Annotated in this window: 14 protein-coding genes; 11 read left to right on the top strand and 3 right to left on the bottom strand. The window is 72.9% G+C overall.

Features of this window, described 5'->3' with window-relative positions; translation table 11 throughout:
• Positions 1-39: 39 nt before the first annotated feature.
• The 7 genes from alr to tsaD all read left to right on the top strand — a co-directional run bounded on the left by alr (position 40) and on the right by tsaD (position 6,225).
• On the top strand, positions 40-1,164 hold the full coding sequence (gene alr / locus AB0K37_RS02490; protein ID WP_363973649.1) for an alanine racemase: 1,125 nt from the start codon (positions 40-42) through the stop codon (positions 1,162-1,164).
• 11 nt (positions 1,165-1,175) lie between these two features.
• On the top strand, positions 1,176-2,255 hold the full coding sequence (locus AB0K37_RS02485; RefSeq protein ID WP_363973646.1) for an alpha/beta hydrolase: 1,080 nt from the start codon (positions 1,176-1,178) through the stop codon (positions 2,253-2,255).
• Between the two features lie 35 nt (positions 2,256-2,290).
• Positions 2,291-2,722, top strand: a complete 432-nt coding sequence (gene tsaE, locus AB0K37_RS02480) for a tRNA (adenosine(37)-N6)-threonylcarbamoyltransferase complex ATPase subunit type 1 TsaE (RefSeq protein WP_363973829.1) — start codon at positions 2,291-2,293, stop codon at positions 2,720-2,722.
• Between the two features lie 126 nt (positions 2,723-2,848).
• Positions 2,849-3,871 carry a hypothetical protein gene (locus AB0K37_RS02475; protein WP_363973643.1) on the top strand — a complete coding sequence of 341 codons (1,023 nt, stop codon included), beginning with the start codon at positions 2,849-2,851 and terminating at the stop codon, positions 3,869-3,871.
• A gap of 77 nt (positions 3,872-3,948) precedes the next feature.
• Positions 3,949-4,629 (top strand): tRNA (adenosine(37)-N6)-threonylcarbamoyltransferase complex dimerization subunit type 1 TsaB, encoded by a 681-nt coding sequence (gene tsaB / locus AB0K37_RS02470; protein ID WP_363973640.1) that lies wholly within the window; start codon positions 3,949-3,951, stop codon positions 4,627-4,629.
• Positions 4,626-5,117, top strand: coding sequence for a ribosomal protein S18-alanine N-acetyltransferase (gene rimI / locus AB0K37_RS02465; RefSeq protein ID WP_363973637.1), 492 nt, complete (start codon positions 4,626-4,628; stop codon positions 5,115-5,117). The genes tsaB and rimI overlap by 4 nt, the downstream gene beginning before the upstream one ends.
• A gap of 70 nt (positions 5,118-5,187) precedes the next feature.
• Positions 5,188-6,225 carry a tRNA (adenosine(37)-N6)-threonylcarbamoyltransferase complex transferase subunit TsaD gene (tsaD, locus tag AB0K37_RS02460; protein WP_363973634.1) on the top strand — a complete coding sequence of 346 codons (1,038 nt, stop codon included), beginning with the start codon at positions 5,188-5,190 and terminating at the stop codon, positions 6,223-6,225.
• Between the two features lie 59 nt (positions 6,226-6,284).
• Here the strand turns inward: tsaD and AB0K37_RS02455 are convergent, their stop codons facing one another.
• From AB0K37_RS02455 to AB0K37_RS02445, 3 genes are all read right to left on the bottom strand, one after another.
• Entirely contained in the window at positions 6,285-7,223 is a 939-nt protein-coding gene (locus AB0K37_RS02455; RefSeq protein WP_363973631.1) for an aminoglycoside phosphotransferase family protein, read from the bottom strand.
• 186 nt (positions 7,224-7,409) lie between these two features.
• Entirely contained in the window at positions 7,410-9,059 is a 1,650-nt protein-coding gene (locus tag AB0K37_RS02450; protein WP_363973628.1) for a hypothetical protein, read from the bottom strand.
• Positions 9,060-9,721: 662 nt separating this feature from the next.
• Positions 9,722-10,975, bottom strand: a complete 1,254-nt coding sequence (locus tag AB0K37_RS02445) for an SAM-dependent methyltransferase (protein WP_363973625.1) — start codon at positions 10,973-10,975, stop codon at positions 9,722-9,724.
• 277 nt (positions 10,976-11,252) lie between these two features.
• Here AB0K37_RS02445 and groES point away from each other — a divergent pair, with 277 nt between their 5' ends.
• The 4 genes from groES to AB0K37_RS02425 form a co-directional block, all read left to right on the top strand.
• A complete protein-coding gene (groES, locus tag AB0K37_RS02440) occupies positions 11,253-11,564 on the top strand; it encodes a co-chaperone GroES (protein WP_200841863.1) in 312 nt (103 codons plus the stop codon).
• 85 nt (positions 11,565-11,649) lie between these two features.
• Complete coding sequence (gene groL / locus AB0K37_RS02435; RefSeq protein WP_363973622.1) at positions 11,650-13,278, top strand: chaperonin GroEL; 1,629 nt, start codon at positions 11,650-11,652, stop codon at positions 13,276-13,278.
• 227 nt (positions 13,279-13,505) lie between these two features.
• Complete coding sequence (locus AB0K37_RS02430; protein ID WP_363973619.1) at positions 13,506-14,189, top strand: sigma-70 family RNA polymerase sigma factor; 684 nt, start codon at positions 13,506-13,508, stop codon at positions 14,187-14,189.
• Positions 14,186-14,670, top strand: a 485-nt coding sequence (locus AB0K37_RS02425) for a hypothetical protein (protein WP_363973616.1), incomplete at its 3' end; no start/stop codon positions are given. The genes AB0K37_RS02430 and AB0K37_RS02425, both read left to right, overlap by 4 nt.

Raw genomic sequence — 14,670 nt, 5'->3', positions numbered from 1 at the left:
GGCGCGGGCATGGGGGTGGGGACGGCAGACTGGGTGACCATGAGGGTTCCTGCGGAGGCACGGGTCGATCTCGGCGCCATCGGCCACAACATCGGGGTGCTGCGCGAGCGCGCGGGGGGCGCCGAGGTGATGGCCATGGTGAAGGCCGAGGCCTACGGGCACGGGCTGGTGGAGGCCGCCCGCGCGGCGCTCGCCGGCGGCGCGTCCTGGCTGGGCGTCGCGAAGCTGGCGGAGGCGCTGCGCCTGCGGGACGCGGGGATCACCGCCCGCACGCTGGTCTGCCTGGGCGTTCCCGGCGAGCCCTACGAGGAGGCCGTCGCGCGGGGCGTGGACCTGACCGTGGGGGCGGTCTGGCTGCTGGACGAGGTCGTCCGGGCGGCGGAGCTGTCCGGGCGCGAGGCGCGGATCCACCTCAAGGCCGACACGGGCATGTCGCGCGGGGGCGCGCGGGGCGACGGGTGGGAGGCGCTGGTCGACGCGGCGCTCAAGGCCGAGGCCACCGGGCACGTGCGGGTGGCCGGGGTCATGTCGCACTTCGCCTGCGCGGACGAGCCCGGCCATCCCTCGATCGCGGCGCAGCTCGGCGCGTTCACCGAGATGGTCGCGCAGGCCGAGAAGGCGGGGGCGCGGTTCGAGGTGCGGCACATCGCGAACTCGGCGGCGGCGCTGACGCTGCCGGAGGCGCGGTTCGACCTCGTCCGGCCCGGCATCGCGACGTACGGGCTGACGCCGGTGCCGGCGCTCGGCGGGTTCGGGCTGCGGCCCGCGATGACGCTCGTGGCGGACGCGGCGCTGGTCAAGCGGGTTCCGGCGGGCAGCGGAGTGTCGTACGGTCACACCTACCACACCGAGCGGGAGACCACGCTGGCCGTGGTGCCCGTGGGGTACGGGGACGGGATCCCGCGGCACGGGTCCAACGTGCTGGAGGTCCTCGCGGGCGGGCGCCGCAGGACGATCGCCGGGCGGGTCTGCATGGACCAGTTCGTCGTCGACCTCGGCGACGACCCGCTCGCGGCGGGCGACGAGATCGTCCTGTTCGGCCCGGGGGACCGGGGCGAGCCGACCGCGCAGGAGTGGGCGGAGGCGCTGGGGACGATCTCGTATGAGATCGTCACCCGCATCGGAGCCCGGGTGCCGAGGGCGTACCCGGGAGGGGGGCTGTAGGGGGCGCGGTCATGGACAGCAGGAACAGGCGCAGGATCGGCCTCGCCGGTGTCGTCGCGGGCGTGGGCGCCGCGGGGGTGGGGGCGGCGGTCGGGCTGCGGCATCTCGCCGTCGGCCGGGTGCGGCTGCGCCCGGACCCCGACGCGGCCGAGCCCTTCGGGGAGCTGCGCGGGCGGGAGCTCTCCGTCCGGACGGACGACGGCGTCCCGCTGCACGTGGAGGTGGACGGCCCCGACGACGCCGACCTCACCGTCGTGTTCTGCCACGGCTACACCCTCAACCAGGACTCGTGGCACTACCAGCGCCGCGACCTGCGGGGCTCGCTGCGGCTGGTGTTCTGGGACCAGCGCAGCCACGGCCGTTCGGGGCGCGGCAGGCCCGGGGACGCGACGATCGAGCAGACCGGCGACGACCTGCGCGCGGTGCTGGACGCGGCCGTCCCGCCGGGCGGTCCGGTCGTCCTCGTGGGGCACTCCATGGGCGGTATGTCGATCATGGCGCTGGCGGACCGGCACCCCGAGCTGTTCGGGTCGCGGGTCGCGGGCGTGGCGCTGGTGAACACCTCCTGCGGCGACCTGGGGGAGATGACGCTGGGCCTGCCGCTGGTGCTCGCCAAGGCCGTCCGGCCGCTCGCCCCGGGGACGCTGCGCGGCCTCGGCCGCCGCGCCGACCTCGTCGACAAGGCCCGCGGGCTGGGCGCCGACCTGGCGTTCGTCGTCACGCGGAAGATGGCGTTCGCCGACAAGTACGTCAGCCCGTCGGTGGTGGGCTTCCTGGAGCAGATGATCAGGGAGACGCCGATCGACGTGATCGCGGAGTACTACCCGGCGCTGATGGCGCACGACAAGATCGGGTGCCTGGACGTGCTCCGCGGCGTGCCGACGCTGGTACTGGCGGGCGGCCGCGACCGGCTGACCCCCGCGGAGCACGCCCGCCGGATCGCCGCGGCGCTGCCGGACGCCGAACTGGTAGAGGTGGAGGAGGCCGGGCACGTGCTGCCGCTGGAGTACCCGGGCGTGGTGACCGGGGGGCTGCGCCGGCTGGTCGAACGGGTCCGTCCCGCGTACGAGGAAGAGGAGCGCACCGCGTGAAAGCCGTGACCGTCACCGTCCCGACCGCCGAGGACATGCGCGAGCTCGGCCTGCGCCTGGCCGGGCTGCTGAGGGCGGGCGACCTGCTCGTGATGACGGGCCACCTCGGCGCGGGCAAGACGACCCTCACCCAGGGCATCGGCGAGGGGCTGAAGGTGCGCGGCCCGATCACCTCGCCCACGTTCGTCATCGCGCGAGTGCACCCGTCGCTGGCGGGCGGCCCGTCGCTGGTGCACGTGGACGCCTACCGGCTGGGCGGTTTCGCGGAACTGGACGATCTCGATCTCGACGCGTCGGTCGAGGATTCGGTGACGATCGTGGAATGGGGAGAAGGGCTCGCCGAGGGTCTCGCCGACGACCGGCTGGAAGTGATCATTTCTCGCGGAGAAGGCCCCGGCGAGGGGCGCGAGGTAAGGATCGTCGGGGTCGGTGATCGCTGGTCGGACCTGCAACTCGGCCCTGGATGACCTGGATCTGGCAACTTCTACGGTTTTTGCCAAGCCAGTTGGTCCATTTTGCGGCTTGATGTCGTACTCTTTGCCGGAACGAACCTCACCTTCGCGACATATCTAATCCGAACGGGAGTGGGGCCGGTGAGTGGTAGCCATCGCAGCGGGAATTACCGCGACAGCTACCGCGCTTCGGGCGGTGGCCGGGGATCAGGCGGCGGTTACCGGCCGGACGGCGGTGGACACGGCACGGACGACGACCGCTACGAGCGGTACTCCTCCGGACGGCCGGGCAGCGGCCCGTACCAGCGGGAGACCGGCCCGTACGAGACCGGTAGCGGCGGCTACCGCACGGACAGCGGCGGATACCGCGCCGAGAGCGGCGGATACCACACCGACAGCGGCGGATACCGGTCGGGCGGCGGAACCCATCGCGGCGGGAGCGGCGGATACCGCACCGGCAGCCACCGGGCGCGCGAGCGCCGGAACGGGCGGCGCTGGGCCGTCGTCCTCGGCGGCGTCGTCGCCGGTGTCGCCGTCTGCGGGTTCGCGGCGTTCGCCGTCCTGGCGGGCGTCGGCGCGAGCGGCGACAAGAGCACCGGCCAGATCGTCGGCAGCGGCGCCACGGACAACTCCCCGACGGCCAAGGGTGAGCGCACCGCCGTCCCCGACTCCTGCACGATCGTCGGCGACGACCTGATCAAACGGCTGGCGCCCGAGTCCGAGCGCACCGAGGCCGACAACTACCAGGGCGGCGACCAGCAGAACCAGTGCGTCTGGGGCGCCTACGCGGGCGAGAAGAGGCGGCAGCTCACCATCGAGCTGCGCGCGATCGCGGCCGGGGGCGCGGCGTCGCCCACGGACGCCGCCCGCAGGACGTTCGCGGGCGAGCGGACCGCCGACGAGTCCGGCAAGGCGCTGCTGGCCGGGCAGAAGCTCACCGACAAGATCCGGCTCACCGGCGTCGGCGACGAGGGCTACATCGTCTACAGCGTGGACGACAACCAGGGCTCCGGCGAGGCCGTCGGCAACGTCCGGGTCGCCAACGTCCTGGTCACCGTCCACTACTCGGGCTCGGACAAGGGCGACCCCCTGTCGTCGGACGCCGCCACCGGCGGCGCCACCGAGGTCACCAAGGCCGTCGTCACCGCGCTGAGCCAGCGCTGAACCCGCTCTGACCCGTCCGAACCCGGCTGCGAAAGAGCCGGACGACGCCGTGCCGGCGGCCGGTAGGCTTACAACCCGTGCTGGTCTTGGCTTTCGATACCGCGACCGCCGCGATCACCGTGGCGCTGTACGAGTGGACCCCGGGCGAGGGCGCGGTGCCGCGCGGTCTCGCGGAGGCCGTCGACCGGCGGCGCCACACCGAGCTGCTCACCCCGTCCATCGCGGAGGTGATGGCGGAGGCGGGCGCGGCGCCGGGCGACCTCAGCGCGATCGCCGTCGGCGTCGGGCCGGGGCCCTACACGGGCCTGCGGGTCGGGCTGGTCACCGCCCGCGCGATGGGCGAGGCGCTCAGCGTCCCCGTGCACGGCGTCTGCACGCTCGACATCATGGCCTGGGCCACGAAGCGGGACGGGCCGTTCGCCGTGGCGACCGACGCCCGCCGCAAGGAGGTCTACTGGGCGCGGTACGAATCGGCGCGGTTCCGCGCCACCGAGCCCGCCGTGGGCCCGGCGGCGGACGTCCTGAAGGGCGCGCCCGAGGGGCTGCCCGTCGTGGGCGAGGGCGCGGCGCTGTACCCGGAGGTGCTCGGCGACTCCGGGCACGAGCCGCTGCTGCCCACCGCGAGCGCCCTCGCCGAGCTCGTCGTCGCGCGGCTGTCGGGCCTGAAGGGCCCCGAGCTGCTGCCGCCGGAGCCCCTCTACCTGCGCCGGCCGGACGCGAAGGAGCCGGGCCCCCGCAAGAAGGTGACGCCGGCGTGAGCGACGTCGTCCTGCGGATCATGACCGAGGCGGACCTTCCGGCCGTCCACCGGCTGGACCGCGTGCTGTTCCCGGAGGACACCTGGAGCGAGGAGATGCTCGCCGGCGAGCTCGCCGACCAGCCCCGCACGCGGTACTACGTCGTCGCGGAGACGCCCGACGGCGAGATCGTCGGCTATGCGGGCCTGGCCGCGGCGGGCGGGCAGGCCGACGTGCAGACCATCGGGGTCCGCGCGGACCGCCGCAAGGGCGGCATCGGCGCGGTGCTGCTCACCGCCCTGCTGGAGGAGGCCGTCCGGCGCGGCAGCGAGTCGGTGTTCCTGGAGGTTCGGGCCGACAACGACGCCGCCCACCGCCTGTACGAGCGGTTCGGCTTCGAGCGGGTCGGCATCCGCAAGCGCTACTACCAGCCCTCGGACGTGGACGCCATCGTGATGTGCCGCAAGCTCCGCGACCGCCCGCCCATGGGCTTCACCAGAGCCGAATGAGCCGCGGCGGCGGAAGGCGCCCTCGAAGCGGGCGGGAAGACAGGGCGAACGGGGAGACAGGGAGACTCACGTGATTCGGGACGAGCCACTGGTGCTCGGCATCGAGACCTCCTGCGACGAGACCGGGGTCGGGATCGTGCGCGGGCACACGCTGCTGGCGGACGCGATCGCCTCCAGCGTGGACCAGCACGCCCGGTTCGGAGGCGTCGTGCCGGAGGTCGCGTCGCGGGCGCACCTGGAGGCGATGGGGCCGACCGTCGAGCGCGCCCTCGCGGACGCCGGGGTGACGTTCGCCGACGTGGACGCGTTCGCGGTCACCGCGGGCCCGGGGCTGCCGGGCGCGCTGATGGTCGGCGTCGCCGCCGCCAAGGCGTACGCGCTGTCGCTCGGCAAGCCGCTCTACGGCGTCAACCACCTGGCCGCGCACGTGTGCGTCGACCAGCTCGAACACGGCCCGCTGCCGAAGCCGTGCGTGGCGATGCTGGTCTCGGGCGGCCACTCCTCCCTGCTGCTGGTCCCGGACGTGGCGAGCGACGTCCGGCCCCTGGGCAGCACCGTGGACGACGCGGCGGGCGAGGCGTTCGACAAGGTCGCCCGCGTCCTCGACCTCGGGTTCCCCGGCGGGCCCGTCATCGACCGCATGGCCCGCGAGGGCGACCCGGCCGCGATCGCGTTCCCGCGCGGCAAGTACAACGACGGCACCTACGACTTCTCGTTCTCCGGGCTGAAGACGGCCGTGGCGCGCTGGGTCGAGGCGAAGGAGCGGGCGGGCGAGCCCGTGCCGGTCGCCGACGTCGCGGCGTCCTTCCAGGAGGCCGTCGTCGACGTCCTGACGCAGAAGGCGCTGAAGGTCTGCAAGGACAACGGCGTCGACCACCTGCTGATCGGCGGCGGCGTCGCGGCCAACTCGCGGCTGCGCGCCCTCGCCGCGGAGCGCTGCGCGGCCGCCGGGGTGCACCTGCGGGTCCCGCGGCCGAAGCTGTGCACCGACAACGGCGCGATGGTCGCCGCCCTGGGGTCGGAGCTGGTCGCCTCCGGCGTCGGCCCGTCCCAGCTGGAACTGCCCGCCGACTCCAGCCTCCCGATCGAGGCCGTGACCCTGCCCTGAACGCCCGCGGCGCCGCCCCCGCGAGGCGGCGCCTCAGCCCGGGCTCTCAGCCCGGGCTCTCAGCACTGGGCGAGGAGCCGGTCGAGGTAGTCCTCGTAGAGGGGGACCTGCGGCTCGTCGATCATGCGGACGCCGTCCTCGGGGAGCAGGTCGAGGAGGCCGCGGACGTCCCAGTACGGGTCGTGCGCGTGGCCGCCGGAGACCTGGTCGAAGGAGCACAGGAAGCGGTCGGCGACGGACGCGCCGTAACGCAGGGCCAGGCCGCGGCGCATGCAGGCGATGTCGACCGAGACGGGGCCGGACGAGGCGTCCGACCAGTCGACGATGCCGGTGAGCCCGCCGTACGACCACAGGGTGTTGTCGGCGTGGTAGTCGCGGTGGATGAACCGGGAGGGCGCCTCCGGGGCGGGCCGGGCGGCGACCTCGAAGGCGCGTTCCCACAGGTCGGGGCGGAGCGCGTGCTTGGGCGGGAGCCGCACGTCGAGGCGGTTGTGCGGGACGTAGGGCGGCATCGTGGACGCGCCGTTCAGCTCGTGCACCGACAGCAGCGCGGCGGCGAGCTGGATCAGGTACTCGGGCAGGTCGTCGTGGGAGGGGCGCGGCGGGTGGCCCCGGAGCCGGGTGAGGAGCAGGGCCGGGACGTCGCAGTAGGCGCCCGACGGGTCGGCGGCCACCAGGGACGGTGCGGGGATCTTGCTGCTGGCGAGCAGCGCGAGCGCCGCGATCTCGCGCTCGGGGGAGAACTCGGCGTCGCCGTAGCAGTGGCGGGGAGCGGCCTCGCGGGAGGTCCAGCGGCGCAGGACGAGGTGGTGCTCCTCACCGGAGCGGCTCTCGACGAGGAGGGCGTGGTTGGCGTGGGCGGAGCCGCCGGCGAGGGGCCGCACCATGCGGACCTCGGCGCCCTTGCCGAGGCATTCCTCCACCCATCGCAGGGTGGTGTGCCCGGGCGGGACGCCGGTCGGCAGGCAGGGAGCCGGTAGGTGGGTCACCTGATCCATGAAAACGGATTCCGAAGGGTATTGGGAGTGGTTTTGCGAAGACGGAAAGTAACAAAACGCACGTCATCGGGGTGACATGAAAGAAGCATCTTCGGTCGTCCCGGGGGTTCGCGGGACGAATGCCGCGAATACCGGGAGGTATCAGGATGCCGGGTGGGGCCCGCGCCGGCCCCACCCGGACGCTCGTCAGTCCTTGGTCTCGCGGCGGGGACGCAGCAGCGCCTCGGCGAGCGCGAGCATGGTCTCCTCCAGGGTGGACAGCCGCTTCAGCACGTCCTCGTGCACCGCGTTGACCTGCTTGGACACATCGTCGTGGACGCCGTCCATCTTCCGGCCGACCTCGTCCTCGACATGGGAGAAGCGCTTGGCGAAATCCGCCTGCGCCGCGTCGGCGCGCCGCGCGGCCTCGTCCTGCATGCTCTCCACCCGCCTCGCGAATTCGGCCTGGACGCCGCCGACCTGCCGCGCGACGTCCTCCTGCATGGTCCCGACCTGCTTGGCGACGTCGTCGTGGATGCTCCCGACCTGCCGCGTGACGTCCTGGTGGATGTCGCCGATCCGCTTGCCGAAGTCGTGGTGGACGCCGCTGACCTGCCGCGACATCTCGCTGTGCACGGACTCGACCTGCTTGGCGACGTCGGCGTGCACCGACTCGACGCGGCGGGAGACGATGTCGACCTGCGCGGTGAACTCCTCCAGCGCGCTGTCGACCCGCTTGGTGACCTCCTCGTGGATGTTCTCGATGCGCTTGCGGACGTCGTCGTGCACGTCCTCGAACCTGCGGGAGAACTCGTCCATGCGCTTGGCGACGTCGCTGTAGGCGGTCTCGGCGATCTGCGACATGGTGGCCTTGACCTCGTCGCGGTCGGGCCGGGCGCGCAGCTCCTCGATCAGCGGGTCGACGGCCTCGGCGAGGTGCTTCTCCAGCGCGTCGAACCGGTCGCCGTACTCGGCCGCCGGGCGCCGCGCGATCTCGGCCAGCAGCCGGTGCACCTCGGCGATCTCCAGCGTGGCGGGCAGCCGGTTGATCCGCTCGCCGAGCCCGTCGAGGCGCCCGTCGACGCTCTCGAACCGGCCGTCCAGCCCGCCCAGCTTGCCCGAGACCCCTTCGAGGCGCCCGTCGACGCCGTCCAGCCGCCCGTCGAGCCCGTCGAGGCGGCCGCCGACGCCCTCGACCCGGCCGTTGACCGCCTCAAGGCCCTGCTCCATCCGCTCGGCCATCTCGCCGAGCGCCTGGTCGACCCGTGACGTGACCCCGTTGACCGAGTGTTCGAGCCGCTCGGACCGGTGGCCGAGCTCCGCGAGCGACTTGTCGAGCCGGTTGAAGCGGACGGACGCGGCCTCCATGCTGCCCTGGAGCTTGTCCAGCCGCTTGGTCATCTCGTCCATGCGCTGCGACGCCTGCTGGGTGGCGTCGGTGATCTGCTGCGCGGAGTCGAGGACGGCCTGGATGCGGGTCAGGCCCTCGTCGACGTTCTCGGCCACCACGCCGACGTCGGCCCACAGCGCGGGCAGCTCGGCGACGGGCTTGACCCGCTCGCCGAACGCCTCGATGTGCTCGGCCAGGCCCTCGGCCCATTCAGGGGGCTTTCCGGACAGGTCGTCGACCTGCCCGCGGACGCTCTCGATCTGTCCGGTCAGCCCGCTGAGCTCGCGCTCCCGGACCTCGCGGAGAAGCCACTCCATGCCTTCCAGGCGCTGGCGGATCTCGTCGAGGACCTGACCCTGTGAGCGCTGTTCGTAGACGTGGTCCTGCGCCGCACGGGCGAGCAACTCCCGCATCCGATCCGAGACCGGTTGACCCCCCGTCTGCAGGAAGTTGTGATTCGTTTCCACCCGATGCTCCTTCGTGTGCCGGCGCGACGAAATGACGCACGGCAAATGAATCTCTGGAGTGGCCACTGTAGTGCGTGTAGAGCGCGGCTAAAACGGGTAGCAGAGAAGATTGCGAGTTCTGCGGAATGCGCCTGTTATCCGACTAGACGGGATAGCGAGATATCGCCGAATGCGCGGCGGGGTTTCCGTTTCACGCTTATTGCCCTTGTTGGGGGGATAGGTGGCGTGGACGGTGGCGGGCGGTGCGGGACGGGTCCGGCGTTCCGGGTGCCGTTCTGTCCGTACATCTCGTCCAACATCGGCAGTTCCCGAACCTCGGGGACGGCCACACCGGCCCGACGCGCGCGCGTCGCGCGTGATGCCGAGGGGCGGGTTCGGGCCCTTTTCGGGAGGGCTTTAGGGGGACGGGCGTCCCGGCCGGTGAACCTGCCTTGGTGTTATCGCGCCGGTTGATCTCGGCGAGCCGATTCCCGCGCCGCGCCGTGCCCTTGCCGGGCGGCCGCAATCCCTGGTGCGCGCAATGCCGGAAAGCGTCGATGATTTGCACCGCCATGGCGCGTCGCCCGGTCCCCCTTGGCGTTGCGCCGCCGAGTGGGAGATCTTTGGGCAGGGTTGCCGGGCGGAGCCCGCCCCGGGCGGGTCAGGCCCCGGCGACCGGCCGGTCAGGCCGCTGGGACGGGGTGCGTCAGCAGGGCGACGGGATCGCGCCCCACGCGCGTCACCACGAGGGTCAGCTCCTTGGCGCCGCGTCCCGCGCGGCGCCCCCCGAAGCCGAGGTCGCGGCGGAGCCGGTCGACGTCGACGGCGGAACCCCGCTTCTTGACGGTCAGCACGCCGATCTCGCGGCGGCGCAGCTCGGCACGCAGCCGCTTCACGGAGAACGGCAGCACGTCCTCTACCTCGTAGGCGGAGGCGAAGGGCGTCGGGCGCAGCTCGTCGGAGGTGACGTACGCGATGTGGGGGTCCGCCAAGCCGCCGCCGACCAGGTCCGCGACTTCGCCGACCAGATGGGCCCGGATCACGGCGCCGTCAGGCTCGTACAGGTAACGGCCCCACGCGCGTACGTCCGGGTCGTCCAGCCGCTGGGGAGTCAGGGTCCACACCTGAGGCTCTGCTTTCGTGTGAGGCTCTGTTCCCGAGAGATGGGTGTCGGACGCGAGGAGAGTGGCCCGCCGACCCACCTCCCCGGCCAGCCCGCCCAGCCAGAGGGCTGCTTCCTTGACCTCACCCCCGACCGAGACCCACTCGGCCTCTGCGTCGTCCGGTACGGCCTCATGCGGAATGCCAGGCGCGACCTTCACGCAGGCCGCGGGCACCTGGCCGGCCATGGCCAGGACGACGTCGAGCGGCGGCTCATACGAACGGGGATCGAAGACGCGGCCCCGCGCCGTGCGCCGTCCAGGATCGGCGAAGACCGCGTCGAACCCGGCCGGGTCCTCCTCGGTGGCGTCCCCGACCCGGACGGAGGCGAGATCGTCCAGCCCGAAGGCGGCCACGTTGGCGCGGGCCACCTCGGCGGTCAGCGGGTCCAGTTCCACGCCGTCCCCGGCCAGGCCCGCGCGCGCTCGGGCGATGAGGTCGGCGCCTATCCCGCATCCCAGCTCCAGCACGCGCGCGCCGGGCAGCCGGTCCGCGAACCTTCCGGCGCGGTAGGCCGCCACGCTCGCGCGCGTCGACTGCTCAAGCCCCGCCTGCGTGAAGTACATGCGGTCGGCGTCCGCCCCGAACTTTGCCCGCGCCCTCCTCCGCAACCGGACCTGCGTCAGCGCGGCGGCCACGAGCGGAGGATCGTGCCGCTCCCGCAGCCGCGACGCCGTGGCGAGCAGACCGTCCTCGCTCACGTCCGCCTCGGCCGTCTCCCTGAGGAGCGCCTGGCCGGAGGGGGTGCTCAGGGCCCGGAACGACGCGATGTCCATAGGGTGGAAGTTAGCGGCCGAGCCGGACGGCGGAGACCGGACCGCGGCCGCGGGTGAACGTCCGGGGACGGCCGCCGGGCGGGTTCGTGTCCGTGTTGACGGGGTAACGGGCACGGAATAGTCTCACGACTGGCACTCTCAAGGGTAGAGTGCCAAATACAGCGACGAAGGTCGGTCTGGCACCCGCGACGGCAGGCCGGTCCAGGGTCGCCTCTTCTGTCACATGTGCTGGTCGGTCATCCGTGGCCGGCCGAGGACCAATCGAAGGGGAGGTCAGATCGTGACGACCGCCACCAAGGTTGTTCTCAAGCCGCTTGAGGACCGCATCGTCGTCCAGCCGCTTGAGGCCGAGACCACCACCGCGTCGGGCCTGGTGATTCCGGACACCGCCAAGGAGAAGCCCCAGGAGGGCACCGTCCTTGCCGTTGGCCCGGGTCGCGTCGACGACAAGGGCGAGCGCGTCCCCGTCGACGTCAAGGTCGGCGAGGTCGTGCTCTACAGCAAGTACGGCGGCACCGAGGTCAAGTACAACGGCGAGGAGTACCTCGTCCTCTCGGCCCGCGACGTGCTCGCGGTCATCGAGAAGTAATCACCGAGACGTGATGCACCCGCCCCGGTCGGCGCCGCCTTCGGGCGGCCCGCCGGGGCGGATCGCGTGAAAGAGGAGTATCCGCATGGCGAAGATCCTGGAGTTCGAGGAGGACGCTCGCCGGGCTCTTGAGCGCGGCGTCAACGCTCTCGCGGACGCCGTCAAGGTGACGATCGGCCCGCGCGGCCGCAACGTCGTCATCGACAAGAAGTTCGGCGCGCCGACGATCACCAACGACGGCGTCACCATCGCCCGCGAGGTGGAGCTGGAGGACCCCTACGAGAACCTCGGGGCCCAGCTCGCCAAGGAAGTGGCGACCAAGACCAACGACATCGCGGGCGACGGCACCACCACGGCGACCGTCCTCGCGCAGGCGCTGGTCCGCGAGGGGATCCGCAACGTGGCGGCCGGCGCCTCGCCGCTCGCCCTCAAGCGGGGCATCGACACGGCCGCCCAGTACGTCTCCGACCAGCTGCTGAAGTCGGCCCGCGAGGTCGAGGAGAAGGGCGAGATCGCGCACGTCGCGACCATCTCCGCGCAGGACCCGCAGATCGGCGAGCTGATCGCCGAGGCGTTCGAGAAGGTCGGCAAGGACGGCGTCATCACCGTCGAGGAGGCCCACACGATGGGCCTCGAGCTGGAGTTCACCGAGGGCCTCCAGTTCGACAAGGGCTACCTGTCGCCGCACATGGTCACCGACCACGAGCGCATGGAGGCCGTCCTGGAGGACGCCTACGTGCTGATCGTGGACGGCAAGATCTCCAACGTGCAGGAGTTCCTGCCGCTGGCCGAGAAGGTCGCCCAGACCAAGAAGCCGCTGCTCGTGGTGGCCGAGGACGTCGAGGGCGAGGCGCTGGCGCTGCTCGTCGCCAACAAGATCCGCGGCACCTTCCTGTCCGTCGCGGTCAAGGCGCCCGGCTTCGGCGACCGCCGCAAGGCGATGCTCGGCGACATGGCCACCCTGACCGGCGGCCAGGTCGTCAGCGAGGCGATCGGCCTCAAGCTCGACTCGATCGGGCTGGAGGACCTCGGCCGCGCCCGCCGGATCACCGTCACCAAGGACGCCACCACCATCGTCGACGGCGAGGGCTCGGCGGACGAGGTCACCGCCCGGATCAACCAGATCAAGGTGGAGATCGAGAACAGCGACTCCGACTGGGACCGCGAGAAGCTGCAGGAGCGCCTGGCCAAGCTGGCCGGCGGCGTCTGCGTGCTGCGCGTCGGCGCCGCCACCGAGGTGGAGCTGAAGGAGAAGAAGCACCGCCTGGAGGACGCCATCTCGGCGACCCGAGCGGCGATCGAGGAGGGCATCGTCTCCGGCGGCGGCAGCGCCCTGGTGCACGTCGCCAAGGAGGGCTTCGGCGCCCTCGGCCTGTCCGGCGACGAGGCGACCGGCGCCGAGGCGGTCCGCCGCGCGCTGCTCGAGCCGCTGCGCTGGATCTCCGAGAACGCCGGCCAGGAGGGCTACGTCGTCGTCTCCAAGGTGGAGGCGCTGCAGGCCGGGCACGGCTACAACGCCGCCACCGGCGAGTACGGCGACCTCATCGCCCAGGGCGTCATCGACCCGGTGAAGGTCACCCGCTCGGCGGTCACCAACGCCGCCTCCATCGCGGGCATGCTCCTCACCACCGAGGCGCTCGTGGTCGACAAGCCGGAGGAGGCCGACGAGGCCGCCGGCGGCGGCCACGGCCACGGTCACGGCCACGGCCACTGAGATCGGCCGACCGGCGGGCTCGTCCCGTCCGGGAAGCAGTAGGCGAGACCCCCGTCCGTCCGGGCGGGGGTCTCGCCGCGTCGCGGCCGAGTGGCCGTCCCGCCCGCCACGCCCGGCAGCACGATGACCACGACGCGTAATAACTCCAGGTTCGCTCCCGCACTGTGACCATTCCGTTGTAGAGGACAGTGGAGACACGCCCGGGGGTGCTGGGCATCATGCTTGACGTGACCGAGGGATGCTTCGCCGGGACCATGACCGCGCGCGCTGCCGACCCCTCGAACGGGCCCGCCCCTCCCGCCCCCCGCGACACCGCCCGTTCGGCGCGGGCGCTGCGCGCCGCGGACGCGGGCGACGGCGACCTCAGGGAGCTGACCCATCTCGCCGTGCAGGGCGACCCGGGCGCCATCGAGGTCCTCATCGCCGAGGTGCGGCCCATGATCGTCAGGTACTGCCGGGCCCGGCTCGGCCGGGTCTCCGGGCAGTACCACATCGCCGACGACGTGGCGCAGGAGGTCTGCATCGCCGTCCTGTCGGCCCTGCCCCGCTACCGGGACATGGGCCGGCCGTTCGCGTCCTTCGTCTTCGGCATCGCCGCGCACAAGATCGCGGACGCGCTGCGCAGCGCGGTCCGCGCCGCCGTGCCCACCGAGGACCTGCCGGACGGTCCGGACGACCGCCCGGGCCCCGAGGAGACGGTGGTCCGCTACATCGAGGCGCAGCGCGCCCGCGACCTGCTCACCCGGCTGCCCGAGCACCAGCGCGAGCTGGTGCTGCTGCGGGTCGTCGCGGGCCTGTCGGCGGAGGAGACCGGTAATGTGCTGGGCATGTCCGCGGGGGCGGTACGGGTCGCGCAGCACCGGGCCCTGGCCCGGCTGCGTGCGATGGCCAGAGAGGAGTCGATCGCTTGACGGAGCGCGGCCCCCTCACCGGCCTGCGGGGCGCCCCGGATCCGGACGACCCCGCCCACCGCGGCGACGCCCCGGCGCGGCCGCCGCGGTCCCGGGCGCCTGCCGTCCCGCCCGTGGACCTGTCCGCGGTGCGGCGGACCGACGCGCTCTTCGAGTCGCTGGCGGCACGGGACGGTGCCGGTTCCGCCGCCCCCGGTGAGGGCCCCGGCGAGGCCCCGGCCGAAGCCCGCCCCGCCGTCCCGCAGGACGACGACCGCGACTCCGCGGAGCCCTCCGACGACCGCGACCCCGCGGTGCGGCTCCTGCGCGCCCTGATCGTCGACGTCGACGACCAGGCCTGCGACGCCCCCGAACCGCCCGCCCCCTCGGGGCCCGGCCCGCGCCGCCGCGGGCCCCGCACCATCGTGGCCCTGGGCGTGGCCGGCGCCGTCCTCGCCAGCAGCGGCGTCGCGGCCGCGGGCGGCGGCGTCGCCGAACGCAC

This window comes from Actinomadura sp. NPDC049753, from assembly GCF_040674655.1.
Taxonomy (GTDB): Bacteria; Actinomycetota; Actinomycetes; order Streptosporangiales; family Streptosporangiaceae; genus Spirillospora; species Spirillospora verrucosospora.
This window is presented reverse-complemented; position numbering and strand designations above follow the sequence as displayed.